20 protein-coding genes are annotated in these 24,443 nt (G+C 71.2%); 6 read left to right on the top strand and 14 right to left on the bottom strand.

Annotated features, from left to right (window positions below):
• Window positions 1–2,606, bottom strand: a 2,606-nt coding sequence (locus HEQ75_RS20440; RefSeq protein ID WP_235962002.1) for a helicase-related protein, incomplete at its 3' end; no start/stop codon positions are given.
• A gap of 180 nt (window positions 2,607–2,786) precedes the next feature.
• Between HEQ75_RS20440 and HEQ75_RS28855 the strand changes: the two genes are divergently transcribed.
• Together HEQ75_RS28855 and HEQ75_RS20430 are read left to right on the top strand one after the other, a co-directional pair.
• Entirely contained in the window at window positions 2,787–3,770 is a 984-nt protein-coding gene (locus HEQ75_RS28855; RefSeq protein ID WP_168033972.1) for a HAMP domain-containing protein, read from the top strand.
• Window positions 3,771–3,859: 89 nt separating this feature from the next.
• A complete protein-coding gene (locus HEQ75_RS20430; RefSeq protein ID WP_168033971.1) occupies window positions 3,860–5,005 on the top strand; it encodes an MFS transporter in 1,146 nt (381 codons plus the stop codon).
• 24 nt (window positions 5,006–5,029) lie between these two features.
• On the opposite strand, the gene HEQ75_RS20425 is transcribed toward HEQ75_RS20430, so the two are convergent.
• The 3 genes from HEQ75_RS20425 to acnA all read right to left on the bottom strand — a co-directional run bounded on the left by HEQ75_RS20425 (window position 5,030) and on the right by acnA (window position 9,625).
• Entirely contained in the window at window positions 5,030–5,797 is a 768-nt protein-coding gene (locus HEQ75_RS20425) for a metallophosphoesterase family protein (protein WP_168033970.1), read from the bottom strand.
• Window positions 5,794–6,783, bottom strand: coding sequence for a diacylglycerol/lipid kinase family protein (locus HEQ75_RS20420; protein ID WP_407925902.1), 990 nt, complete (start codon window positions 6,781–6,783; stop codon window positions 5,794–5,796). Before HEQ75_RS20420 ends, HEQ75_RS20425 begins: the two co-directional genes overlap by 4 nt.
• Before the next feature lie 145 nt (window positions 6,784–6,928).
• Window positions 6,929–9,625 (bottom strand): aconitate hydratase AcnA, encoded by a 2,697-nt coding sequence (gene acnA / locus HEQ75_RS20415; protein ID WP_168033968.1) that lies wholly within the window; start codon window positions 9,623–9,625, stop codon window positions 6,929–6,931.
• Between the two features lie 173 nt (window positions 9,626–9,798).
• Here acnA and ccmA point away from each other — a divergent pair, with 173 nt between their 5' ends.
• Window positions 9,799–10,389: a heme ABC exporter ATP-binding protein CcmA gene (gene ccmA, locus HEQ75_RS20410; RefSeq protein WP_168033967.1), complete on the top strand. Its 591-nt coding sequence runs from the start codon at window positions 9,799–9,801 to the stop codon at window positions 10,387–10,389.
• A 145-nt stretch (window positions 10,390–10,534) separates the two neighbouring features.
• Window positions 10,535–11,194, top strand: a complete 660-nt coding sequence (ccmB, locus tag HEQ75_RS20405; protein ID WP_168033966.1) for a heme exporter protein CcmB — start codon at window positions 10,535–10,537, stop codon at window positions 11,192–11,194.
• Window positions 11,195–11,287: 93 nt separating this feature from the next.
• On the opposite strand, the gene HEQ75_RS20400 is transcribed toward ccmB, so the two are convergent.
• From HEQ75_RS20400 to trxB, 3 genes are all read right to left on the bottom strand, one after another.
• Entirely contained in the window at window positions 11,288–12,439 is a 1,152-nt protein-coding gene (locus HEQ75_RS20400) for a YeeE/YedE thiosulfate transporter family protein (protein WP_168033965.1), read from the bottom strand.
• 316 nt (window positions 12,440–12,755) lie between these two features.
• Window positions 12,756–13,664, bottom strand: a complete 909-nt coding sequence (locus tag HEQ75_RS20395; RefSeq protein ID WP_209318677.1) for a LysR family transcriptional regulator — start codon at window positions 13,662–13,664, stop codon at window positions 12,756–12,758.
• A gap of 161 nt (window positions 13,665–13,825) precedes the next feature.
• Entirely contained in the window at window positions 13,826–14,806 is a 981-nt protein-coding gene (gene trxB, locus HEQ75_RS20390; RefSeq protein ID WP_328734514.1) for a thioredoxin-disulfide reductase, read from the bottom strand.
• A gap of 179 nt (window positions 14,807–14,985) precedes the next feature.
• Between trxB and HEQ75_RS20385 the strand changes: the two genes are divergently transcribed.
• Both HEQ75_RS20385 and HEQ75_RS20380 read left to right on the top strand, forming a co-directional pair.
• Complete coding sequence (locus HEQ75_RS20385) at window positions 14,986–15,474, top strand: Lrp/AsnC family transcriptional regulator (protein WP_168033964.1); 489 nt, start codon at window positions 14,986–14,988, stop codon at window positions 15,472–15,474.
• Window positions 15,471–16,790, top strand: a complete 1,320-nt coding sequence (locus HEQ75_RS20380) for a hypothetical protein (RefSeq protein WP_168033963.1) — start codon at window positions 15,471–15,473, stop codon at window positions 16,788–16,790. The genes HEQ75_RS20385 and HEQ75_RS20380 overlap by 4 nt, the downstream gene beginning before the upstream one ends.
• Before the next feature lie 140 nt (window positions 16,791–16,930).
• Here the strand turns inward: HEQ75_RS20380 and HEQ75_RS20375 are convergent, their stop codons facing one another.
• The 7 genes from HEQ75_RS20375 to HEQ75_RS20345 all read right to left on the bottom strand — a co-directional run bounded on the left by HEQ75_RS20375 (window position 16,931) and on the right by HEQ75_RS20345 (window position 24,442).
• On the bottom strand, window positions 16,931–18,169 hold the full coding sequence (locus HEQ75_RS20375) for a threonine ammonia-lyase (RefSeq protein WP_168033962.1): 1,239 nt from the start codon (window positions 18,167–18,169) through the stop codon (window positions 16,931–16,933).
• A gap of 13 nt (window positions 18,170–18,182) precedes the next feature.
• A complete protein-coding gene (gene greA, locus HEQ75_RS20370) occupies window positions 18,183–18,656 on the bottom strand; it encodes a transcription elongation factor GreA (protein WP_168033961.1) in 474 nt (157 codons plus the stop codon).
• A 157-nt stretch (window positions 18,657–18,813) separates the two neighbouring features.
• A complete protein-coding gene (carB, locus tag HEQ75_RS20365; RefSeq protein WP_168033960.1) occupies window positions 18,814–22,059 on the bottom strand; it encodes a carbamoyl-phosphate synthase large subunit in 3,246 nt (1,081 codons plus the stop codon).
• A 1-nt stretch (window position 22,060) separates the two neighbouring features.
• Window positions 22,061–22,327 (bottom strand): hypothetical protein, encoded by a 267-nt coding sequence (locus tag HEQ75_RS20360; RefSeq protein WP_168033959.1) that lies wholly within the window; start codon window positions 22,325–22,327, stop codon window positions 22,061–22,063.
• Window positions 22,324–22,611 (bottom strand): hypothetical protein, encoded by a 288-nt coding sequence (locus tag HEQ75_RS20355; RefSeq protein WP_168033958.1) that lies wholly within the window; start codon window positions 22,609–22,611, stop codon window positions 22,324–22,326. The genes HEQ75_RS20360 and HEQ75_RS20355 overlap by 4 nt, the downstream gene beginning before the upstream one ends.
• Entirely contained in the window at window positions 22,611–23,246 is a 636-nt protein-coding gene (locus HEQ75_RS20350; RefSeq protein ID WP_168033957.1) for a LysE family translocator, read from the bottom strand. Before HEQ75_RS20350 ends, HEQ75_RS20355 begins: the two co-directional genes overlap by 1 nt.
• Window positions 23,246–24,442 carry an ATP-binding protein gene (locus tag HEQ75_RS20345; protein WP_168033956.1) on the bottom strand — a complete coding sequence of 399 codons (1,197 nt, stop codon included), beginning with the start codon at window positions 24,440–24,442 and terminating at the stop codon, window positions 23,246–23,248. Before HEQ75_RS20345 ends, HEQ75_RS20350 begins: the two co-directional genes overlap by 1 nt.
• Window position 24,443 lies beyond the last annotated feature (1 nt).

The raw sequence follows: 24,443 nt of genomic DNA, 5'->3' as shown, positions 1-24,443 counted from the left end.
CCACGGGCTTCGCCGCGCGCCTCGCCACGCCCGTCGCGCCGCGGGCCGCGCGGGCCGGGGCCGCGGTCCTGGCGCACCGCGCTGATCCGCGCCGGGGCTGGCGGGCCGAACTGGCCTTCCTCGAGCGGCGTGGAGGGGATCAGCCGGAAGCCCATGGCCTCCAGCGCCATGGACAGCGTGTCGCCCTTGACCCCGAGGCGGGAGGCCAGGCCATCCGGGACCGGGGCGGGGGCGCGGCGCGTCAGGTAGCCCAGTTCGCCGGCGATGCGCTCGGCGACGTCGAGGCGCAGCAGCACGCGGCCGGCCGGCAGCCAGCCGGCCATGATGGCGAAGCCCGGCGGCCAGGCTTCCGGCCCGCGCGGCGCGGCCGTCTCGGCCGGCGCCTCTGCCGCGCCCTCGGCCCGGATGTCCGCGGCGGCGGGCGCCGCGCTCCCCGGGGCGGGGTCCGGCAGGGTGACGGAGACCAGGCCCGGATTCGGCAGCAGCGGCGTCGGCAGGTTGCGGCGCAGCGCCCAGAGCTGGGCGCGCAGCGCCATGGCGCGCGGCTTCAGCACGTCCGGCAGGTACATGGCGTAGCGCCCGGCGCGGATGCCGATGCCCTTCAGCCGGGCCCGCAGCTCGGCCGGAATCTCGCGCTCCGTCGCGCCAGGGGCGAGGCCCATCGCCTCCCGCAGCCGGAAGGCCGGGCCGCGCAGCGTGTTGTCTTCCGCCGCCTTGGCCTCGATCGCCTCCAGCCCGCCCAATTCGCGCTTCACCAGGCTGTCGATCCAGGCGGCCAGGCGCAGGCGCACGCGCTCGCGCTGGGCGTTGTCCAGGAATTCGGTGGCGATCACGTCCACATGCGGCTTCAGCGGTTCCGGCCCCGGCCGCAGCCGCGCCACCTCCGCCTCGTCCCACACCACGCGGTGCTGCGGCGTCAGGCGGAAGGCTTCGTCCTTCGCCGTCTCCAGCGCCGCCAGGCGGCGCGGGATTTCCTCCCGCAATGCGCGGCGGGCGGCGCGCAGCACCAGGCGCTTGTCTTCCTCCTTCGTCGCATCCGGGTCCGGATGGAAGTGGAAGCCGCTGACCTTGCCGACCGTGTGGCCCTCCACCACCACCTCGCCCTGCCGCGTCACGGCGGAGAGCAGCGTCTCCTCCGTGTCGTCCAGCCGGCGGATCAGGTGGGCGGCGCGGCGGTCGACGAAGCGGGCGATCAGGCGTTCATGCAGCGCGTCGGACACCGAGTCCTCCGCCTTGCGGGCTTCCGCCTGCTGCGTCTCCGCGTCGCTGAGCCAATCGGCGCGGGCGGCGATGTAGGACCAGATGCGGATATTCGCCAGCCGCGCCATCAGCGTGTCGAGGTCGCCCTCGACATTGCCGAGCGCCGCGATGTTGCCGGCGACCCAATCCGTCGGCAGCCTTCCGTCGGTCGCCAGATGACCGAAGATCTTGGCGCAGAGCCGGGTATGGCTGTCATCGGCGATCTTGCGGAAATCCGGCACCTGGCAGGCTTCCCACAGCAGGCGCACGCGGGCGCGGCCCTGCGCCAGGCCGCGCACCTCCGCCTCCCGCGCCAGGGCGTTCAGCGTGATGTGGTCGACCGCGTCATTGCCCTTGGACAGGCCAGGCGTCGGCGGGGCGGTGGCCAGGCTGTCCAGCAGCCCGTCGATGCTGGTGAAGTCGAGGTCCGAATTGCGCCAGGCGATCTGGCCCAGCGGCTCGAAGACATGGCCTTCGATCTGGCGGGCCAGTTCCTCGGGCAGGGGCGGGCAGTCCGCCGTGGTGCCGAAGGTGCCGTCGCGCATGCCGCGGCCGGCGCGGCCGGCAATCTGCGCCGCCTCCTGGGCGTTCAGCGTGCGGATCTGGTGCCCGTCGAATTTCTGCAGGTCGGCGAAGGCGATATGGTCCACATCCATGTTCAGCCCCATGCCGATGGCATCGGTGGCGACCAGGAAATCGACCTCGCGGTTCTGGTAAAGCGCCACCTGGGCGTTGCGGGTGCGCGGGCTCAGCCGGCCCATCACCACGGCGCAGCCACCGCGGCGGCGGCGGATGGCTTCGGCGATGGCGTAGACCTCCGCCGCGCTGAAGGCCACCACGGCGCTGCGCGGCGGCAGCTTCGTCAGCTTGGCCGGCCCGGCGTGGCTCAGCTGCGACAGGCGCGGGCGCGTCTCGATCTCGGCCTGCGGCACCAGGCGCTGCAGCAGGGGACGGATGGTCTCCGCGCCCAGGAACATCGTCTCCACCATGCCGCGCGCATGCAGCAGCCGGTCGGTGAAGATGTGCCCGCGATCGGCATCGGCGCAGAGCTGGATCTCGTCCACCGCGACGAATTCGGCGCGACGGTCCAGCGGCATGGCTTCCACCGTGCAGGCGAACCAGCGCGCCTCGGGGGGGATGATCTTTTCCTCACCGGTGATCAGCGCGACATGCTTTTCCCCCTTCGCGGCGACCATGCGGTCGTAGTTCTCGCGCGCCAGGAGGCGCAGCGGGAAGCCGATGATGCCGGAGGCATGCGCCAGCAGCCGCGTGATCGCGAGGTGGGTCTTGCCGGTATTGGTCGGCCCGAGCACGGCGCGGACCCGCGGCGCGAACATCTGGCCATGTGGCTTCTGGAAATCGGACATTTGGGTATTCGACATGGTCCGTGGGGGCGGTGGGTTGCGTGGCACGGCGCCGCGCCCTTGGCAACAGCGGCAGGCCCGCGGAGGCGATGTTCGGCCCGCGGGCAACGAACCATCAACCTCCCTCCGGCAGCCTGTGGTGGTGGCCCACCCCCCGGGTCGACACAAGGGCAGGAGGCCCGGATGTGCCCAACCTTCCGCCATGGGCTGGACCGGTTCCAGAGGCGCGCCGACCTGGGCGGGGCCGCCCCCGCCGCGCCGGCCGATGCCGGGTCGGGCCGGCTGGCCTGGTGCGCCGGGCTGGGCGCGCTGGGCGCGCTGTGCCTCGCCGCCGCCCTGCTGCTGCCGCCGATGCCGGCGCCGGAGCGGGATTCGGTGTCCCCGAAGGAGGCCCTGTCGCGGCTGGCACCGCCGCCGCCGGCAGAACCGGCGACGCTGGCCGGCATGGACCGCGCCCTGCGCGCGCTGGAAGGCGACCCTGGCCGCTGGCAGCTCCTGATGGCGCCGGACGGGCCGGCCCATCCGGTCGCGCCGCCGCAGCGGGCGGGGCGGTTCGCCCTGGGCCAGGCGGCCGAGTCCCCCCGGCCCGAGCCCCGCGCCGAGCCGCTGGGCGATCCCGGCCAGGTGGCGCTGATTGCCCTGGCGCTGACGCTGGCCGCCGCCACCCTGCTGGCCGGCATCGCCGCGCTGCTGCTGGAACGCCTGTTGCTGGCCCCCTACCGGGCGCTGCGCCAGGTCGCCCTGGCGATGGCCGAGGGCGACCTCCACATCGCAGTGCCCGGCACCGCCCGCCACGACGAGGCCGGTGCCCTGGCCAGGGCGCTGGAACGGCTGCGGCAGGCCAGCCTGGCGGAGGGGGACCCGGCGCGGCTTGACACCGTGACGCCGGAACAGGCCGCCGCGCGCATCCTCGCCGCCGCCGACAGTATCGAGCGCGTCGCCGCCGCGGCTGTCCTGCGCGGGCTGGAAGCCGGCATGGCGGCAGGTCCGGGCACGCCGGACCAGGTGGCCCTGGCGCAGGGCGCACGCCGGCTGGCCGAACAGGTGGTGACGATCCGTGGCGCGGCGGAGACCGCCGGCCTGGTGCTGGCGCGCATGGACCAGGGCGCGGCGAGCTCGGGAACCGGCACGGCCGGCCCGGTGCGGGCGATGGAACCGGCGGGCTGACCGGCCCCGTCGGCGCCGCGCCCCGGCGCCCGCCGATTGTCTGCCGCCGGCCCCTTGGCGGCGGCCGCCGCAGCGGCCAGCCTGCGCCCGTGAACGCCGCGACCCGCTTCGTCCTGCTCTACAGCGCGCAATTCGTGGTGGTGGGCATCACCTTGCCGTTCCTGCCCTCGATCCTGGCCGCGCGCGGCCTCTCGCCGGCCGAGGTCGGGGTGCTGTTGGCGGTTGCCGCCGGCGTGCGGCTGCTGGCGGGGCCGGCGGGCGGGCGGCTGGCGGATGCGTTGGGCGATGCGCGGGCGCTGCTGGTGTCCGGCGCCGCGCTCGCGGCGCTGGCCGCCTGCGGCTTCCTGCTGCCGGCAGGCTTCTTCCTGTTGCTGCTGGTGATGGCGCTGCACAGCGCCGCCTTCGCCCCGGTGGTGCCGCTGACCGATGCGCTGGCGCTGGCTGCCGCCCGCGCGCCGGGCGGCTTCGACTATGCCCGGGTGCGCGCGGCCGGCAGCATCGCCTTCATGCTGGCGGCCATCGCCACCGGCCAGGCGGTGGCCTGGGCCGGCATCGAGGCGGCCGCCTGGCTGCTGGTGGCGGGTCTGGCGGCGACGGCCCTGGCCGCGCTCGCCCTGCCGGGCCGGGCGCCGCGCGCCAGCCGGGCGGCCGCCGGCGGCTGGGCCGGCTTCCTGGCGCCACTGCGGATTGCCGCGGTGCGGCGGCTGATGCTGGTCTCGGCGCTGATCCAGGGCAGCCATGCGCTGTATTATGGCTTCGGCACGCTGCACTGGCAGGCGGCCGGGCTCGGCGCCGGGCTGATCGGCGGGCTCTGGGCGGTGGGGGTGCTGGCGGAGGTGGCGCTGTTCCTGTGGGGGCGGGGGCTGGTCGGGCGGCTGGGCCCGGTCGGACTTTCCCTGGTGGCGGCCGCGGCGGGGGTGCTGCGCTGGGGGGTCACGGCGCTGACGGTCGATCCCTGGCTGCTGGTTCCGGCGCAGGCGCTGCACGCGGCGACCTTCGGCATGCAGCACCTGGCGACGATGGCGGTGCTGGCCCGGGTGGTGCCGCCGGCCGAAGCCGGCACGGCGCAGACCCTGCACGCGGCCTTCGGCGTCGGGTTGTGGATGGGGCTGCTGGCCCTGGCCTGCGGGCCGCTCTATGCCGCCGCCGGCGGGGCCGGCTTCTGGGCCATGGCGGTGCTCTGCGCCCTGGCGCTGCCGGCCAGCCTGGCGCTGGGCCGGGCGCTGCGGCCATGAAAGACCGCGCCTTCCGGCGGTGACCTATTTCGCCGGGGCCAGGTCTTCCCAGCCCGTGCCATGCCAGACCCGCGGCGTGACGCGCGCGCGGCCCTCCTCCACCACAATGCGGTTGTAGGCATTGGGCGTGCCGCGCAGCCGGATGGAGGTGGCGCTGCCCGCCTGGGCCACCACCAGCCCGCCCTCCCGCACCGGGCGGACGTCACCCAGATGCAGGTGGCCGGTCAGTACCAGCCGCACATCGTGCCGCGCGAAGGCGGCCAGCGCCGGTTCGGCATTGCCGACCAGCCTGGCGCCCGGCTTCAGCTCCGGCGCCAGGAAGGGGTGATGCGCCACGACGATGCGGAACAGGCCGGGCGGCAGCGCCGCCAGCCTACCTTCCGCCGCCGCCAGCCGGGTGCCGGAGACGCGGCCGCGCGCCCAGTTCAGGTACAGCCCGGCACGGCGGGCGGTGTTCATGCCGACCACGGCGATCTCCGCATCCGCGAAGACCGGCTCCGTCGCCGCATGGACATGGCGGCGCCAGCGGCGATAGGGGTCGGTGAAGCGCTCCATCAGGTTGTAGGGCGATATGTCGTGGTTGCCGGGCACGATCAGCCGCGGTGCCGGCAGCCCGTCGAGGAACGCCATGGCGGCAATGAATTCCTCATGCCGCGCGCCCTGGGTCAGGTCGCCGGAGACGGCGATGAGGTCGGGCGGCCAATCCGCCAGCTCCTGCGCGAAGCTGGCCACCACCCTGGGGTCCTCGGCGCCGAAATGCAGATCCGAGAGATGGGCGACACGGCGCGTCATGCGACCGGCGGCGCGGAAGCGCGGGGCAGGGGATCGGTCCCGGCGGGCGGGTCCTCCGCGGGTGGGCCGGGCACGATGACGCGCAGCGCGCCGGGGTGGATCCGGTAGACCAGCGGCGGCGGGATCAGCAGCGCCTCTCCGTCATTCATCACGCGGATCGCGGTGCGCGCGGAGCCGATGGTCACCTGCTGCGCCGTGCGTTCCTGCACGAGGCGGGAGCCGCGCCAGGTGCCGAGGAACATGCCCGCGATCATCTTCACCCACCACCATGTCCCGTAGCGACGCGCGACATAGAGGGCAAGTTCCCCCGCATCCAGCCGCGGCCGGGTCATCATCAGGCCGAAACCCTCCGCATAGCGGTTGTTGGCCACCGCCAGCGCCCGGGTCCACAGCCGCACGGTGCGGCCTTCGCCCAGCCGCACGCTGAGCCGCATCGGCCGGTGCCGCCATTCGGAGCGCAGCGCGGCGAGGATGAAGACCAGCCGCGGCCGCAGGCCCCGCTTGCCGCGCCCGCGTTCCCGGTGCCGGCCGAGCCAGGAGGGGCTGCCGAGCACGGAGGAACACAGGAAGACATGCTCGTTCACATCCGCCACGTCGATGGCGCGGATGGTGCCCTGCGCCAGCGCCGCGGCCGCCGCCTCCAGCGGCAGCGGGATGCCGAGATCCTTGGCCAGCAGGTTCATGGTGCCGAGCGGCAGGATGCCGAGCGCCGCCTCCCCGCCCATCAGCCGCGCCGCGGCGGCGGCGATGGACCCATCGCCACCGCCGACCACCACGGCCTGCGCACCCATCGCCACCGCTTCGTCCAGCCGCGCCAGCAGCCCTTCGGCATGGTCCGGCACCAGCACCGCCTCCACCCCGGCAGCTGCCAGGTGGCGCATGACCTCGGCCTCGATGGTGTCGCGGCCGAGGGCGGTGCCGGAGGCGGCATTGATGACGACGGCGACCCGATGGGGGCTGGGACCGGCAGGGGGCGAGGGCGTCAGGATCGGCCTCCTTGGCGTGTGGCGCGATGAAAGCGGCGGCCGCGGGCGAAGGTTCCGCGACCGCGATGTTGCCGCGCCGCGCAGCAAAAAGGGCGCGGCCCCTGCGGACCGCGCCCCGTCTCCCGCCGGCCCGGCCGGATCCGGTTCAGGCCGCCTTGGCCATGCCGCGCAGCACGTAGTTCAGGATGCCGCCATTCTTGTAGTATTCCACCTCATCCGCCGTATCGACGCGGCAGGTCAGCGTCGTGCGGTGGGTGGTGCCGTCCGGGCGATGGATCACCAGGCCCACATCCATGCGCGGGCTCAGCGTCTCCAGCCCTTCCAGGTCGATGATCTCGGCGCCGGTGATGCCCAGCGACTGGCGGGTCTCGCCATTCTGGAACACCAGCGGCAGCACGCCCATGCCGACCAGGTTCGAGCGGTGGATGCGCTCGAAGCTCTCGGTGATGACGGCCTTCACGCCGAGCAGGAAGGTGCCCTTGGCCGCCCAGTCGCGGGAGGAGCCGGTGCCGTATTCCTTGCCGCCGAAGATCACCAGCGGCACGCCCTCGGCCTTGTACTTCATGGCCGCGTCATAGATCGGCAGCACCTCGCCCGAGGGGTGGTGCTTGGTCATGCCGCCTTCGATCCCCGGCACCAGCTCGTTGCGGATGCGGGTATTCGCGAAGGTGCCGCGCATCATGACTTCGTGGTTGCCGCGGCGGGCGCCGTAGCTGTTGAAGTCATGCTGGCGCACCTGGTGTTCCAGCAGGTAGTCGCCGGCCGGGGATGCCTTCTTGATGGCACCGGCCGGGGAGATGTGGTCGGTGGTGATGCTGTCGCCCAGCTCGGCCAGGATGCGCGCCCCGGCGATCGGCGGGATCGCCGGGATCTCCATCGTCATGCCGGTGAAGTAGGGCGGGTTCTGCACGTAGGTGGAGCCGCCATTCCAGCGATAGGTATCGCTGTCCGTGTCGACGCGGATCGCCTGCCACTGCGCCGGGCCCTTGAACACGTCGCCGTAGCGCTGCATGAACATCTCGCGCGACACGGCGGCGTGAACCGTGTCGTTCACTTCCTTCTGGCTCGGCCAGATGTCCTTCAGGAACACCGGCTGGCCGTTGCTGCCCGTGCCGATCGGGTCGGTGGTGATGTTCAGCTTCACCGTGCCGGCCAGCGCATAGGCGACCACCAGCGGCGGCGACGCCAGGTAGTTGGCGCGGACATTGGCGTGGACGCGGCCCTCGAAGTTGCGGTTGCCCGACAGCACGGAGGAGACGACCAGCTTGTTGTCCTCGATCGCCTCCAGGATCGGGTCTTCCAGCGGGCCGGAATTGCCGATGCAGGTGGTGCAGCCATAGCCGACGGTCTGGAAGCCGAGCGCATCCAGATCCGCCGTCAGCCCGGCCTTGTCGAGGTATTCGGTGACCACCTGGGACCCGGGGGCCAGCGATGTCTTCACCCAGGCCTTCGGCGTCAGCCCCAGCGCCCGCGCCTTGCGCGCCACCAGGCCGGCCGCGACCATGACATAGGGGTTGGAGGTGTTGGTGCACGACGTGATCGCCGCGATCACCACGTCGCCATGCCCGAGGTCGTAGTTCTTGCCGGAAACCGGCACCCGCAGATCGGCCTTGTCGCCCGGCACGCCCATGGTGCCGGCGGCCAGGTCCTTGCCGAAGCTGGTGGAGACCTGGGTCAGCGGCACGCGGTCCTGCGGCCGCTTCGGCCCGGCCATGGAGGGCTCGACCGTCGACAGGTCAAGCTCCATCGTGTCCGTGAACACCGGGTCCGGCGTGGAGGCATCGCGCCACAGGCCCTGCGCCTTGGCATAGGCCTCGGTCAGCTTGATGCGGTGCTCGTCGCGGCCGGACAGGCGCAGGTAGTCGATGGTGGTCTGGTCCACCGGGAAGAAGCCGCAGGTCGCGCCGTATTCCGGGGCCATGTTGCCGATGGTGGCACGGTCGGCGAGCGCCATGTCCTCCAGGCCCGGGCCGTAGAATTCGACGAACTTGCCGACCACGCCCTTCTTGCGGAGCATCTGCGTGACCGTCAGCACCATGTCGGTGGCCGTCACGCCCTCGCGCACCTTGCCGACCAGGCGGAAGCCGATGACGTCCGGGATCAGCATGGCGATGGGCTGGCCGAGCATCGCGGCCTCGGCCTCGATCCCGCCGACGCCCCAGCCGAGCACGCCCAGGCCGTTCACCATGGTGGTGTGGCTGTCCGTGCCGTAGCAGCTGTCCGGGAACACGTAGGTGTCCGGCCCGTCCTGCGCGGTCCAGGCGACCTGCGCCAGGTATTCCAGGTTCACTTGGTGGCAGATGCCGGTGCCCGGCGGCACGACGCGGAAATTGGCGAAGGCGGACTGGCCCCAGCGCAGGAATTCATAGCGCTCGCCATTGCGCTCGAACTCCACATCGACGTTCTTCTGCAGCGCATTCGCGGTGCCGGAGAAGTCCACCATCACGGAGTGGTCGATCACGAGATCGACCGGCACCAGCGGGTTCACCTTCTTCGGATCGCCGCCGAGGTTGGACAGCGCATCGCGCATCGCGGCGAGGTCCACCACGGCGGGCACGCCCGTGAAGTCCTGCAGCAGGATGCGGGCGGGGCGGAACGGCACTTCCTTGGTGGAGGAGCCCTTCTCGAGCCAGCCGGTCACGGCCTTGGCGTCGTCCACCGTGTAGCTGCGGCCATCCTCGAAGCGCAGCACGTTCTCCAGCAGCACCTTCAGGCTGACCGGCAGGCGCGCCGGGTCGCCGATGGCCGCCGCAGCCTCGGGCAGGCTGAAATAATGATAGTCCTTGCCGTCCACCGTGAGGGTTCGGCGGGTCTTCAGGCTGTCCTGCCCGATCATCCGCATGGTCCGGGGTCCCCGTTCGCGTGGCGCCGGGTTGGGTGCCACCCCGGAAGCGGGGCGCCTTCCGCCAAGCCTGGCGCGGTTCAAGCCGTGCCGCTTTCGCGACCGCAGCTTGCGGCTTAAACCACAGGGTTCCGGCACGGTCCATCCGGCTGGCGGGGATATGCGGGGGACGAATGCTGGAAGCGCAGGATCTGGCCTGCTGGCGGGGCGACCGCGCGATCTTCGCCGGGCTGTCCTTCCACCTGCCGGCGGGCGGCGCACTGCTGCTGACCGGCCCGAACGGCGCCGGCAAATCCAGCCTGCTGCGCCTGCTGGCCGGGTTGATCCCGGCGGCGGAGGGCCTGCTGCTGTGGGACGGCGCGGATGCGCTGGCGGATCTGGCGGGCCATGCCCGCCGCACCCGCTACCTCAGCCACCAGGACGCGCTGAAGCCGAGCCTGACGGCGGCGGAGAACCTGGCCTTCTACGCGCGGCTGTGGGGTGGGCAGGTGGCGCCGGCGCTGGTGGCGCTGGGGCTGGCAGAGTTGGCCGACCTGCCGGCGCGGATGCTCTCGGCGGGGCAGAAGCGGCGCCTGGCGCTGGCGCGGCTGGCCCTGGCGCCGGCGCCGCTTTGGCTGCTGGACGAGCCGACGGTGGGGCTGGACACCGCCTCCGTCGCGCGGCTGGGGGCGCTCCTGGCGGCGCACCGGGCGGGCGGCGGCGCCGTGGTCGCGGCCACCCACCTGCCGCTGCCGCTGCCGGATGCGAAGGAACTGGCCCTGTGAGACGTGGCGCACGAAGGCCCGACCGGCGGCCCGAAGGGCCGAGCGCGCGAATGCGCGCCGCGGCCAGTGCCGCAAAGCCGAGGGCCGCGGACGCGGCCCGCCCGGCGTTCGAGGGGCACGAAGGTGAAACCTTCGTGCGCCGGGTATGAGGGGCTTTGCCGCGGTGCTGGGGCGGGAGGTGCGGCTGGCGCTGCGCCACCCCGGGGACAGCCTGGCCGCCATGCTGTTCTTCGTGCTGGTCTGCGCGCTGTTTCCCTTCGGCATTGGCCCGGCGCCGGAGATCCTGGCGCGAATCGCCCCTGGCGCCCTGCTGGCCGCCGCCCTGCTGGCGGCGCTGCTGCCGCTGGACCGGCTGTTCGGCGCCGAGGCGGAGGACGGCTCCCTGGACCAGCTGCTGCTGTCCGGCCTGGCGCCCGCGGCGCTGGCCGCGGCCAAGGCGCTCGGCCATTGGATCGTCACCGGCCTGCCGCTGCTGGCGGCCAGCCCCGTGGCCTGCGCCATGCTGAACCTGCCGGTGGAAGCCTGGGGGGTGGCGGCGCTGGCGCTGGGGCTGGCCACCGCGGTGCTGTCCCTGTTCGGCACGGCGGGGGCGGCGCTGACGCTGGGGGCGCGGCGTGGCGGGGTGCTGCTGCCGCTGCTGGTGCTGCCGCTGTCCATCCCCGCGGTGATCTTCGGCGCCGCCGCCATCGAGGCCGCGGCCGCCGGGCTGGGGGCGCGCCCCTATCTGCTGCTGCTGGCCGCGCTGCTGGCCCTGGCCGCACCGCTGGCGCCACTGGCCGCCGGCGCCGCGCTGCGCGGCGATTGACGCCGCTCGCGCATGCTCACGTCAGGCGGGATCGCCTGACGGCTCGGAACAGGCGCGGGAATGAACAGGGGGCGCGCTTCCGGTGAAGCGGCTTCAGCGCCGCGGCAAGCCGAAGAAGGGCCGCAGGCGGATGCCGATCCAGCTTCCCGGCAGCACCGCCAGCAGCCAGACGAAGCCGTGCAGGCTGCCGGAGGCGGTGCCGCCGATGAAGGCGCCGATGTTGCAGCCGAAGGACAGCCGGGCGCCGAAGCCCAGCAGCAGCCCGCCCAGCACCGCCCCGGCCGTACCCCTGGCGCCCAGTTTCACGGCATGGCGCAGCTGCCCGCTGGCCGCCGCCGCCACCAGGGCCCCCAGCAGCAGCCCGAAATCCGAGAGCGAGGTGTGGTTCGCCAGCAGCGGCCCGGCCAGCGCCGCCCGCGCCCAGCCTTCCGACCAGAAGGGCAGGCCGGCCATGTCGAGACCAAGGGCCTGCATCACCTGCGCCGCCCACAGCGTCAGCCCGGTGGTGATGCCCCAGGGCAGGCCGGAGGCGAGGAACAGCAGCCCGGCCAGCAGGCCGACCACCGCGGCGGCGCGAATCTGGCGGCGCTCCGGCCGCCGGCCGCGCAGCAGCAGGGCCGCGCCCAGGCCGAGCAGCGCCAGCGTGGCCGGCAAGGCGCCCCAGGGGCCGAGCCAGGCGACCAGATCGGCATGGCCCAGATCTGGCAGCGCCAGGCCCATCGGCAGCGCCAGGCTGCCCAGCACCCCGCCCAGGCAGAAGCAGGGCAGCGCCACCCACATGCGGCGCGAGCCCTGCCCGGCCGCCACCAGCACGCCGGAGCCGCAGCCATTGGCGATCTGCATGCCGATGCCGAACAGCAGCGCGCCGAGCAGCAGGGGGGCGCCGATCGGCGCGACGAATCGGCCATAACCCTCCGCCAGGCTGCCCAGCGGCAGGATCACCAGGGCGGCAATGGCGGGGATCAGGAAGCTGGCGGCCATGGCGCGGCCATCGCCCTCCAGTTGCAGCGCGCGGAAGCCGCCGGCGAAGCCGAAATCGAACAGCACGAAGGCCGCGCCAAGCAGCAGGGCCACGAGGAAGACCGGCCCCAGCGCCGGGTCCGGCAGCAGCAGCACCCCGGCCAGCACCAGCGTGATGCCGGCAAACCCCAGCGCCAGCCCGAGGACATGCGGCCGGACCGGCGGCTGGGTGGGCAGGTCCGGTGTGGGTCGGCCGGCATGGGGTGGTGCAGGGGCGAGCATCATCGGCGACCTCCTGCGGCGGCTTCGCCGCCCGGGCACGCCGGGTTACACGCCCAAAAAAAAGGCCGCCAACCCGTGAGGGCAGCGGCCTAAGTCAAACAGGGAGGCTTCACGTCTGGGAGACGAAGGGGTTCAGAGAAACTCTGAATGACCCTGATCCAACGTCACCGTCGGAACACCGCCAAGATAGTGTGCGCTGCGGCATTGCCGCTGGGTGAATTGGCGGTAGCGGACATGCGCTGGCTGCATGGATCGCCGATACAACCTCGTTAATCACGTAGCTCAAGCGACCGATCGAAAAACGCGATCGCGCCGCTTCTCAGCCGGTCGCCTGCAGCCGCGAGGGCATGGCCAACTCCGCCACCAGGAAGTCGCGGAACACGGCGACGCGCTTGGAATGCCGCAGCTCCTCCGGATAGACGAAATAGGCCTCGATCCGCGGCGACTTCAGCTCCGGCAGCAGGTGCACCAGGCCTTCCAGCTCCTCCCCCATGTAGTCCGGCAGGGCGGCCAGGCCGAGCCCGCTGCGCACGGCGGCCAGAATCCCGGGAAGGCTGTTCATTTCAAGCACCGCGCGGCGCGTGGAGCCCGGGCGACGCCCGGCTTCCTGCAGCCAGTTCACGCTCTCAACCGGTGGGCGATAATCGCCGTAGACGATCATCCGGTGGGCATCGAGATCCTCGGCCCGCATCGGCATGCCATTGGCCTTCAGGTAGTCCGGCGCGCCGCAGACCTTCCAGCCGAAGGTGCCCAGGTTGCGCTGGATCAGGTCCGGCTGGCGGGGCGGGTGCAGGCGGATGGCGACATCCGCCTCGCGCATCGCCAGGTCGAGATCGGCATCATCCAGCAGGATGGTCAATGTGACGTCCGGATGCATCTGCATGAAGCGCCGCAACCGGGGCGCGAGCCAGATGCTGCCGAAACCCGTTGTGGTGGTGACCTTCAGCCGGCCGGTCGGTCGTTCCCGGCTTTCGGTCAGCAGCGCCTCGGTCATCGCCAGCTTGGCGAAGACCTCCCGCACCGCGCGGTTCAGCGTCTCCCCCTGCTCGGTCAGGATCAGGCCGCGCGCATGGCGGTGGAACAGCGGAACCTGCAGCGCCTCCTCCAGCGCCTGGATCTGGCGCGAGACGGCGGATTGCGAGAGATTCAGCGTCTCCCCGGCATGGGTGAAGGACCCTGCCTCGGCGACCGCGTGGAAAACCCGGAGCTTGTCCCAATCCAGCGGCATGCCCGCGGCGATTCCCTGTTTGATTCCCCGGCAAGCTGCCATGCGCGGGAAGGGTTTGAGTAGCATGACAGCCCCGCGACGGGCGCTTTTTTACCGCATGCGCGGGGGATGCCCAGGAAAATCGCGGAAACCGCCGCCGGGCGATCCCCGCCGGCCCGCGCTCAGGCGGCGAGATCGACCGCCGGCAGATGCGCCAGGAACTTCTCCGCCTCCAGCGCCGCCATGCAGCCGGTGCCGGCGGCCGTCACCGCCTGGCGGTAGACCTTGTCCTGCACGTCGCCGGCGGCGAAGACGCCCGGCACGCTGGTCTGGGTGGTGCCGGGGGTGGTGCGGATGTAGCCCTCCTCGTCCATGCCGAGCTGGCCCTTGAACAGGGCGGTGGCCGGGTCGTGGCCGATGGCGACGAACAGGCCGTGCACCGGCAGCTCCGTGCGCAGCCCGGTCTTCAGGTTGCGCAGGCCCAGCGCGCGCGCCACCGGCACGCGCCCGCTGCCATCCGCCAGCACCTCCTCCACCGCCGTGTCCCAGACCACGGTGACATTGGGGCGTTCGAACAGCCGCGCCTGCAGGATCTTCTCCGACCGCAGGCTGTCGCGGCGGTGGATCAGGGTGACGTGGCGCGCCAGGTTGGACAGGTAGAGCGCCTCCTCCGTCGCGGAATTGCCGCCGCCGACGACGGCCACGTCCTTGCCGCGGTAGAAGAAGCCATCGCAGGTGGCGCAGGCGGAAACGCCGAAGCCGGACAGCTCCTTCTCCCCCGGGATGCCGAGCCAGCGGGCCTGCGCGCCGGTGGCGATGACCAGGGCCTCCGCCTCATACACCTCGCCCGAATCGCCGGTTGCGCGGAACGGCCGGCGGCCGAGATCCACCGCGGTGATCACGTCCTGCACGATCACCGCGCCGACATGCGCCGCCTGGGCCTGCATCTGGTCCATCAGCCAGGGGCCCTGGATGGGCTCGGCGAAGCCGGGGAAGTTCTCCACTTCCGTGGTGATGGTCAGCTGCCCGCCCGGCTGCAGCCCGGCCACCACCATCGGCTTCAGTCCGGCGCGCGCGGCATAGATGGCGGCGGTGTAGCCGGCAGGGCCGGCGCCGAGGATGAGAAGGCGGGTCTGGTGCGTCACGGGCGGGGTCTGGGACACGGGATGGATCCGAATGCTGAATTCCTTGGCAGCGGATATCGGCGGTGCCGGCCGAATGCTCAAGCCATGGCGTGCGCGCACCGTGCAGGGCCGGTTAAATCAACGATCCGCGTCTTGTAGATCATGCGCGCCGAAAGGATATTGCGTCCAAACCGCCAGCCGGGACACGCAAGCCTACCATGACCGACCAACCGGATCCGGACATCGACGACGTAGATCGCCAGATCCTGGCCGAATTGCAGGCCGATGGCCGGATGACCAATGTGGAACTGGCCCGCCGCGTCGGCCTTTCCGCGCCCCCCTGCCTGCGCCGCGTGCGCCGGCTGGAGGAACAGGGCGTGATCCGCGGCTACCATGCCGACCTCGACCCCCAGGTGCTGGGGTGGGAAATCACCTTCTTCGCCCTGGTCGGGCTGGAGACGCAGAAGCAGGCCGTGCTGCAGGCCTTCGAGGCCATGGTCTGCGACTGGCCGGAGGTGCGCGAGTGCCACATGATCCGCGGCGGCGGCGACTTCATGCTGCGCCTGGTGGCGCGCGACACGGCGCATGAGAATGCCCTGACCTCCCGCCTCACTGGCGCGGCCAATGTGCTGCGGGTGCAGACCCTGCAGACCATCCGCACGGCGAAGGATGACAGCGGCGTGCCGGTGGAGGGTACGGCCGCGTGAATCCGGGGCGCTGGCTGGCGGCGGCGCTGCTGCTGCTGGGCGGCGCCTTGGCGGAGGCGGCCGAAGCGCCGCGGCCGGCCCGCTGCCCGACGGGGGCGCCCACCGGCCTCGTCTGCCTGCGCGGGCAGGATGCAAATGGCGCCCATATCCTGCTGGCCCGCCCGGCCAACTGGCATGGCGGGCTGGTGACGCAGGTGTTCGGCGGCCCGCGCCTGGCGCCGATCCGCGCCGACACCACGGATGAGGATCTGCTGCGCTTCGCCGAATACGTGGCCGAGGGCTGGGCCTGGACCTCCACCAGCCGCCGCCGCCCCGGCTTCGGCATCCGCGCGGCGGGGGAGGATGCTCTGAACGCCCGGCGCATCGCCGAGGCCAGCTTCGGCACGCCGCGCCTCGCCGTCATCCACGGCCAGTCCTGGGGCGGCGGCATCGCCGCGCGGGCGATCGAGACGCTGAACGCACCGGATGCGACCGGCCGGCGCCCCTGGCAGGCGGCGCTGCTGACCTCCGGCGTGCTGGCCGGGCCGACCCGCGCCTATGACATGCGGGTGGACCTGCGCGCCGCCTTCCAGGCCATCTGCGGCACGCATCCGCGGCCGGAGGAGCCGCAATACACCCTGACCCTCGGCCTGCCGCGTGGCGTGCGGATGGGCTGGACGGAGATGATGGCGCGCTACACCGCCTGCACCGGGTCCGACCTTGCCCAGGCCACGCGCAGCACGGCGCAGCGGCGGGCGCTGGCGGATCTGGTGGCGGCCAGCCGGATCCCGGCATGGTCGATCCCGACGCACCTCGCCTGGTCCACCAACGTCTTCGCCGACATCGCCTGGGGGTTGATGGACGGGCGCAGCGCCTTCGGGAATGCGCATGTCCGCTACCAGGGCACCAGCGACGATGCCGCCTTCAACGCCCGCGTGCCGCGCATCGCCGCCGACCCGGACGCGGTCGCAAGGCTGGCGGAGGATGGCGACCCGACCGGGGCCATCGCCATCCCGGTGCTGACCCTTCACGGGATCGAGGATGCAACGGTGTTCGTGGAACACGCGGCGGCCTACCGCGCCACGCTGGAAGCCGCCGGCACCGCCCATCTGCTGCAGCAGGTCTTCGTGGATGAGGAGGCGCACAACAAGATGTCGCCGCCGCTCTACCCCGCCGCCCTGGCGGCGCTGGCCGATTGGGCGCAGGGCGGGCCGCGCCCCTCGGCGGAGGCGGTGCGCCAGCGCTGCGAGGCGGCCCGCGCCCGCCACCCGGGCACCTGCCGCATCCGCCCCGGCTACGTGCCGCAGGCCTGGACGGCGCGCGTCAACCCGCGCTGAAGCCTGGAACCCGGCGTCACGCCGGGCGCTGTTCCCGGCAGACCGGGAAGAGAGGGCGAAGGATGTTCAGGCTTCTGCGAAACGTGGCGATCCTGCGCGGACTCTGGGGCCTGATCCGCCGCAGCCGGCGGCGCTGAGCCTCAGCCGCGGCGCACCACGTAGTCCGCCGCCTGCAGCGCGGCGATGATGGCATTGCCCTGGGCGCCGTCGCGCACCTCCACCATCAGGTACAGCTCCGTGCTCTGCACCGTGGGCGCGCCGAATAGCTGCTGGTGGTTCACCTCGATGACGTTGCCGCCGAGGGCGGAGATGCGGCCGGCGATGTCCGCCAGCATGCCGGGGCGATCCGGGATGTCGAAATGCAGGCGCAGGATGCGGCCGTCGCGCAGCAATTGCCGCAGCAGCACATTGGACAGCGCCCGCGCATCGATGTTGCCGCCGCAGATCGGGATGCCGACATTGCGGCCGGCGAAGCGTTCCGGAAAGGCGAGCAGCGCCGCCAGCCCCGCGGCGCCGGCGCCTTCCGCCACCAGCTTGGCCCCTTCCGCGAGCAGCGCGATGGCCTGTTCCACGCTGCGTTCCGGCGCCAGCACCACCTCGATGCCGGCGCGCTGCAGCCAGGCGAAGGGCACCTCGCCCACATCGCGCACCGCAATGCCTTCCGCCACCGTCGGCCCGCCGACGGCAACGGGCAGGCCGGCCAGGCGCTGCTGCATGGCGGGATAGCCTTCCACCTCCACCCCGATCACCGCGATTCCGGGCTTCATCTCCAGCGCCGCCGCGGCGCAGCCGGTCAACAGCCCGCCGCCGCCGACCGGGACCAGCAGCGTGTCGATCTCCGGGAAATCCTCCAGCATCTCCAGCGCCGCGGTGCCCTGGCCGGCGATCACGGCGGCGTCGTCATAGGGGTGGACGAAGGTCAGCCCGTGCTTCAGCGCCAGTTCATGCGCATGCGCCGCGGCCTCCGCCAGGGTTTCCCCGTGCAGCACCACCTTGGCGCCCCAGCCTTCGGTCCGCGTCACCTTGGTGGCGGGGGTGAAGCGCGGCATGACGATGGTGGCGCCGATGCCGGCCAGGCTGGCATGGCGCGCCACGGCCTGGGCGTGGTTGCCGGCGGACATGGCGATGACGCCGGCATCCCGTTCGCGCGCGGTCAGCAGGGCGATGCGGTTGGCGGCGCCGCGTTCCTTGAAGGCGCCGGTGGCCTGCAGGTTGTCCAGCTTCAGATGTACGCGCGCGCCGGTTGCGCGGGAGAGCGAGTCGCTGAACAGGGTGGGGGTGCGCAGCACCGCGCCCCGGATGCGCGCGGCGGCTGCGCGGACATCGGCCAGGGTAATGGTGGGCGCCGTCACCGGCGCCAGGTTGGTCAGCGGGGACATGGCGCGCTGCAGGTCAGGCGAAGCGGACGCCCGCGATTTCGTACACCTTGGCACCGCCCGGCGCCGGCACTTCCACGCTGTCGCCGACCTTCTTGCCGATCAGGGCCTTGGCCAGCGGCGAGGAGATGGAGATCGAGCCGTTCTTCATGTCGGCCTCATAGGCGCCGACGATGCGGTAGGTCTTCTCGTCCTCGGTTTCCTCATCCACCACGGTGACATGCGCACCGAAGCGCACCTGGGTGCCGGACAGCTTGCTGGTGTCGATCACCTCCACCGAGGGGATGATGGATTCGAGCTCGGCGATGCGGCCCTCGATGAAGGATTGCCGTTCCCGCGCCGCGTGGTACTCGGCGTTTTCGGAAAGGTCGCCATGCGCCCGTGCTTCCGCGATGGCGCGGATCACGGCGGGGCGTTCCTCGACCTTGAGCTGACGCAGCTCCTCCGTCAGCCGTGCCAAACCTTCCGCGGTCATGGGGAACTTCTGCACGTCGCGTCCTTCCTCCGGGCATCCACGCCCGCCCTTGCGCCTGGTTCCCCGTTGTCCCGGATTTCTCCGGGCTGGGCGGGAACCATGCAAGCAGATCGCGGGCTGCGCTGAAACAGGCGAGGCGGGGGCGTGGATGATTTTCCCCGCCCCCGCCCGCTCAGAATGAATGCGCAAAATAGGCCTGCAGCGGCGCTACATCAAGGGTTCCGCCCTTCAAGGCCGCGATGGCGTGCACCGCCGCCCGGGCGCCCGCCAGCGTCGTGTAATGCGGGACGCCGTGCGTCAGGGCGCTGCGGCGGATATCGAAGCTGTCCGCCACGCTCTGCCCGCCGCTGGCGGTGTTGATCACCAGCTGGATGGCATCGGACTTGATCGCATCCACGCAATGCGGCCGGCCTTCCGCCACCTTGTTGACCACGGCGCAATCCAGCCCCACCTCGCGCAGCCGGGCGGCGGTGCCGCGGGTGGCCAGGATGCGGAAGCCCATCTCGATCAGCCGCCGCGCCAGGGTCACCGCGCCGGCCTTGTCGCCATCCTTGACGGACAGGAAGACGGTGCCGGCTTCCGGCAGCTTCACCCCGGCGCCCATCTGGGACTTCAGGAAGGCCCGCTCGAAGGACAGGTCGAGGCCCATCACCTCCCCCGTCGACTTCATCTCCGGCCCCAGGATCACGTCCACATTGGGGAAGCGGTTGAAGGGGAAGACGGCTTCCTTCACCGCGACGTGGCGGGAGACGGCGGTGTCGTCCAGCCCGAACTTCCTCAGATGGGCGCCGGCCATGACCAGCGCACCGATCTTGGCGACGGCGACGCCCGTGGCCTTGGCGACGAAGGGGACGGTGCGGGACGCGCGCGGATTCACCTCGAGGACAAAGATCTCGCCGTCCTTCACCGCATACTGCACGTTCATCAGGCCCTTGACCTTCAGCGCCTTGGCCATCGCCTCGGTCTCCGCCTTCAGCTCCGTGATGATGGCGGGCGGCAGGGAATAGGGGGGCAGGGAGCAGGCGCTGTCGCCGGAATGGATGCCGGCTTCCTCGATATGCTCCATGACGCCGGCGACATAGACATCGCCCGTCTCATCCGCGATGCAGTCCACATCGACCTCGATGGCGTCCGCCAGGTACTGGTCGATCAGGATCGGATTCTCGCCCGATACCTTCACCGCTTCCGCGCCGAAGCGGCGGAGCTGTTCCCTGGTGTAGGCGATCTCCATCGCGCGGCCGCCGAGGACGTAGGACGGGCGCACCACCACCGGGTAGCCGATCCGCTCGGCCTCGACGAGGGCTTCTTCCAGGTCGCGGGCAATGCCGTTCTGCGGCTGCTTCAGGCCCAGCGATTTCAGCAGCAGTTGGAAACGCTCGCGATCCTCGGCGATGTCGATGGCTTCCGCCGAAGTGCCGAGGATGGGGATGCCGGCCTTGTGCAGGGCCTGGGACAGCTTCAGCGGGGTCTGGCCGCCATACTGCACGATGCAGCCCAGCAGCTCGCCGGATTCCTGTTCCTTGCGGCAGATCGCCAGCACGTCCTCCGCCGTCAACGGCTCGAAATACAGGCGGTCGGAGGTGTCGTAGTCGGTGGAGACCGTCTCCGGATTGCAGTTGACCATGATGGTCTCGTAGCCGGCGTCACGCAGCGCGTAGCAGGCATGGACGCAGCAATAGTCGAACTCGATGCCCTGGCCGATCCGGTTCGGCCCGCCGCCGAGGATGATGATCTTCTGCCGGCTCGTCGGGCGGGATTCGCAGGCGGGCGCGCCGAAGCCGCCTTCGTAGGTGGAATACATGTAGGGCGTGTCGGAGGCGAATTCGGCCGCGCAGGTGTCGATGCGCTTGAACACGGCATGCACGCCGAGCGCATCGCGCGCGGCAAAGACCTGCGCTTCCGTCCTGCCCGTCAGCGTCGCCAGGCGCTTGTCGGCAAAGCCGAGCGCCTTCAGCGCGCGAAAACCATCGGCGGTCTTCGGCAGGCCCTCCGCCTTCACCGTCTGCTCGGCCTGGACGATCTTCTCGATCTCCCGGATGAACCAGGGGTCGAAGCGGCAGGCCTCGTGGATCTCCGCCACCGACATGCCGGCGCGCAGCGCCTGCGCCACCACCAGCGAGCGGTCCGGCTTCGGCGTGGCGAGCGAGGTGCGGATCGCGGCATGGCTGCCATCGCCCGGCACCTCGATCTCGTCCAGGCCGGAAAGCCCGGTCTCCAGCCCGCGCAGGCCCTTCTGCAGGGCTTCGGCAAAGCTGCGGCCGATGGCCATGGTCTCGCCCACCGACTTCATCGAGGTGGTCAGCGTCGCCGGCGTGCCCGGGAATTTCTCGAAGGTGAAGCGGGGAATCTTCACCACGACATAGTCGATCGTCGGCTCGAAGCTGGCCGGCGTCACCATGGTGATGTCGTTCTTCAGCTCATCCAGCGTGTAGCCCACCGCGAGCTTCGCGGCGATCTTGGCGATCGGGAAGCCGGTGGCCTTGGAGGCCAGCGCGGAGGAGCGGGAGACGCGCGGATTCATCTCGATGACCACCATGCGGCCATCGACGGGGTTGATGCCGAACTGCACGTTGGAGCCACCGGTATCGACACCGATCTCCCGCAGGCAGGCGATGGAAGCATCGCGCATCCGCTGGTATTCCTTGTCCGTCAGCGTCAGCGCCGGGGCGATGGTCACGCTGTCGCCGGTATGCACGCCCATCGGGTCCAGGTTCTCGATGGAGCAGATGATGATGCAGTTGTCGGCGCTGTCGCGCACGACCTCCATCTCATACTCCTTCCAGCCCAGCACCGATTCCTCGACCAGCACTTCCGTGGTCATCGAGGCGGCGAGGCCGGCGGCGACGATCTGCTCGAATTCCTCGCGGTTGTAGGCGATGCCGCCGCCGGTCCCGCCCAGGGTGAAGGAGGGGCGGATGACGCAGGGCAGGCCGACCTCCTCGAGGCCCCTGCGGGCTTCCTCCATGGAATGGGCGATGGCGGATTTCGGGCTCTCGATGCCGATCTTCGACATGGCATCGCGGAATTTCAGCCGGTCCTCGGCCTTGTCGATGACGTCGGCCTTGGCGCCGATCAGCTCACAGCCATACTTCTTCAGGATGCCCGCGGCATCGAGCTTCAGCGCCGTGTTCAAGGCGGTCTGGCCGCCCATGGTGGGCAGCAGCGCGTCCGGGCGTTCCTTGGCGATGATCTTCTCGACCATCTCCACCGTGATCGGCTCGATGTAGGTGGCATCCGCCAGGCCGGGATCGGTCATGATCGTGGCCGGGTTGCTGTTCACCAGGATCACCCGGAAGCCTTCGGATCGCAGCGCCTTGCAGGCCTGGGCGCCGGAATAGTCGAACTCGCAGGCCTGGCCGATGACGATCGGGCCGGCGCCGATGATCAGGATGGACTTGATGTCGGTGCGCTTGGGCATGTCAGGCTCCGGTCGATCGGGATTGGCGCCGCGCGCTCAACAGCAGCAGCGGCAGGATCAGCAGGTGGGGGATGCCCCAGAAATACAGCGCCAGCGGCGCTTCCTCCGCCAGCATCAGCGTGGTCGCGCCATGCACCAGAACGGAGAGCGCCAGGGCGCCGAGGGCGGCACGCATCGGTGACATCAGCCGGCGCAGCGAAGCGGCGACGGTGAACAGCACCAGGCCGGAATAGGCCAGGGCGAAGAGCGCGAAGGCGAGGGGGATCATGGCGCGGGCTCCCCCGGTCCGCTGCGCTTCGCGCGCGGCTTTGTCACCGCGTGGAAGGCATAGATCAGGTAGATGGGGTGCAGCCCGATCCAGAGCGGCGTGGCATTGCGGCGCACGGCCCCGTACCACTCCACCCAGAACCAGTAATGGCCCGCGAGCGACAGGGCGCAGGCCAACAGCATCGCGGCGAACAGCGGCACGGACAGGCCACGCAGCACCCCGGTCAGGATCATGCAGGCGGCGATGCTGGTCAGGGCGCCGATGCCCCAGATCGCGTCGTCCATCAGCCGGCCCGGCTTTCCGTCGCCAGCTTCACCGCCAGCAGGGCCAGCGCGCCGCCCAGCACCCAACGCTGCACCGCCATCCAGGTGGGGTTCGCACCCAGGAAGCGGGCCGCGCCGGCCGCCCCCCAGACCAGAACGGCGTCCCAGGCGGTGCAGATGGCGATCTGCACGAAGCCGAGGATGGCGGCCTGGACGAACAGATTTCCCCGAGCTGGATCCAGGAAGGGCGGCAGCACCGCCATGTAGAACAGCGCCACCTTCGGGTTCAGCGCCGCGGTGGCGAACCCCACCCAGAACAGCCGCGCGCGCGGCTCCCGCGGCATCGGCCTTGCGGCGAAGATCGGCTGCCCGCCCGGCCGCACGCTTTGCCAGGCGAGGTAAAGCAGGTAGGCCGCGCCGCCGAGCCGCAGCACATCCCAGGCATAGGGCACCGCCAGCAGCGCCGCGGTGATGCCGGCGGCGGCGCAGACCATGATGGTGAAGGAGCCGAACTGGCAGCCGACCAGCGAGACCATGCCCGCCCCGGTGCCCTGCGCGAGGGAGCGCGAGATCAGGTAGAGCATGTTCGGCCCGGGCGTGACCGCGAGGCCGAGCGAGAGGGCTGCGAAGACGAGGAGGGTTTCGGCGGAGGGCATCACTCCCGACCTCGCGGCTGCCAGATCGGCATGATGCGCTTCAGGAAATCATCGAACAGCGGCACGGTGAAAGCCGTGTCGCCATGCGCTGGGCTGTAGTTCATTCCCTCTCTGATGAGTCCGCCGCGATGGGGGCCCGCTGCCTGGACCCGGATGCCGAGCAGGTCAGCGATGTCGCCCGACCGATGGGCCTCCGGGCCAAGCTCCGCCATGGCCCGCAGATAGTCCTTTTCCCGCGGTGTCAGCCGGTCGAAGCGCACGCGAAAGAAGGATTTGTCGAGCTTGGCGATCGCCTGCGCGGTGGCAGCACGCACATCCTCCGCCGCGATCGGCGAATGATCTGCGATGTTCCAGGCGGCGTAGCCCCATTCCTGGAGGAAGAAGGGATAGCCCTGCGTGATGTCCAGAATGGCATCCAGCGCCGCCGGTTCGAAGGTCACGGATTCGCTGCGTGCCGGCTCCACCAATGCCCGCCGTGCGTCGGCGGGCGACAGGGGGCCGACTTCGGGAAAATCGAACAGCCGCTCGGCATAGGATTTGGACCGGCCGGTCAGCCCCACCACCTGCGGCAGGCCCGCTGCGATGAGCACCATCGGCAGGCCTTCCTGTGCCACGCGGTGCAGCGCCATGATGAGCGCGCTCATCTCACCTTCCGCAAGATACTGGATCTCGTCGATGATGAGCGCGACAGCCGTCTGGCGGGATGCCGCCGCGCGGCCGATGGCCAGGAACAACTCCGGCAGATCGGCTTCCAGATCGCCGCTATCGGCCGAGCCGCGTTCCGGATCGATGTCGAGCACCAATTCGACGTCGCCATGCTTCAGCTTGAGTCCCGACACAAAGCTGCGGAAGACCCGCAACCCCCGCTTCACCTGCTCACTGAGCGCGCCCAGGCGATCCAGGTCGAGCAAGAGGCGGCGCAGGTGCGGCAGCAGCAGCGCCGGCAGGACCGTCTGGTCGCGCGCCTCGATGAGGCAGGCGCGATAGCCGCGCTCCTCCGCCAGGTCTCGGACACGGACGAGCAGAACCGTCTTGCCCACGCCACGCAGGCCTACGCCGATGAAGCTCTTGGCGGAGCGTCCCAGACGAACGCGATCCAGCGTCAGCCGTGCCTGGTCGAGCAGCGCGTCACGGCCCGCCAGTTCCGGAGGCGGCGAGCCGGCGCCGGGTGCGTAGGGGTTGCGAACGGGATCCATA

The sequence above is a fragment of the Falsiroseomonas selenitidurans genome, assembly GCF_012103215.1.
Taxonomy (GTDB): Bacteria; Pseudomonadota; Alphaproteobacteria; order Acetobacterales; family Acetobacteraceae; genus Falsiroseomonas; species Falsiroseomonas selenitidurans.
The sequence above is the reverse complement of the archived record's forward strand: the minus strand, read 5'-3'. Positions and strand labels throughout refer to the sequence as shown.

Bases quoted from the DNA above. Each gene is read 5' to 3' on its own strand.
- HEQ75_RS28855 (WP_168033972.1), top strand. From the start codon at position 2,787: ATGTGCCCAACCTTCCGCCATGGGCTGGACCGGTTCCAGAGGCGCGCC.
- HEQ75_RS20425 (WP_168033970.1), bottom strand. From the start codon at position 5,797: ATGACGCGCCGTGTCGCCCATCTCTCGGATCTGCATTTCGGCGCCGAG.
- acnA (WP_168033968.1), bottom strand. From the start codon at position 9,625: ATGCGGATGATCGGGCAGGACAGCCTGAAGACCCGCCGAACCCTCACG.
- ccmA (WP_168033967.1), top strand. From the start codon at position 9,799: ATGCTGGAAGCGCAGGATCTGGCCTGCTGGCGGGGCGACCGCGCGATC.
- ccmB (WP_168033966.1), top strand. From the start codon at position 10,535: ATGAGGGGCTTTGCCGCGGTGCTGGGGCGGGAGGTGCGGCTGGCGCTG.
- HEQ75_RS20400 (WP_168033965.1), bottom strand. From the start codon at position 12,439: ATGATGCTCGCCCCTGCACCACCCCATGCCGGCCGACCCACACCGGAC.
- HEQ75_RS20395 (WP_209318677.1), bottom strand. From the start codon at position 13,664: ATGCCGCTGGATTGGGACAAGCTCCGGGTTTTCCACGCGGTCGCCGAG.
- HEQ75_RS20385 (WP_168033964.1), top strand. From the start codon at position 14,986: ATGACCGACCAACCGGATCCGGACATCGACGACGTAGATCGCCAGATC.
- HEQ75_RS20375 (WP_168033962.1), bottom strand. From the start codon at position 18,169: ATGTCCCCGCTGACCAACCTGGCGCCGGTGACGGCGCCCACCATTACC.
- carB (WP_168033960.1), bottom strand. From the start codon at position 22,059: ATGCCCAAGCGCACCGACATCAAGTCCATCCTGATCATCGGCGCCGGC.
- HEQ75_RS20360 (WP_168033959.1), bottom strand. From the start codon at position 22,327: ATGATCCCCCTCGCCTTCGCGCTCTTCGCCCTGGCCTATTCCGGCCTG.
- HEQ75_RS20355 (WP_168033958.1), bottom strand. From the start codon at position 22,611: ATGGACGACGCGATCTGGGGCATCGGCGCCCTGACCAGCATCGCCGCC.
- HEQ75_RS20350 (WP_168033957.1), bottom strand. From the start codon at position 23,246: ATGCCCTCCGCCGAAACCCTCCTCGTCTTCGCAGCCCTCTCGCTCGGC.
- HEQ75_RS20345 (WP_168033956.1), bottom strand. From the start codon at position 24,442: ATGGATCCCGTTCGCAACCCCTACGCACCCGGCGCCGGCTCGCCGCCT.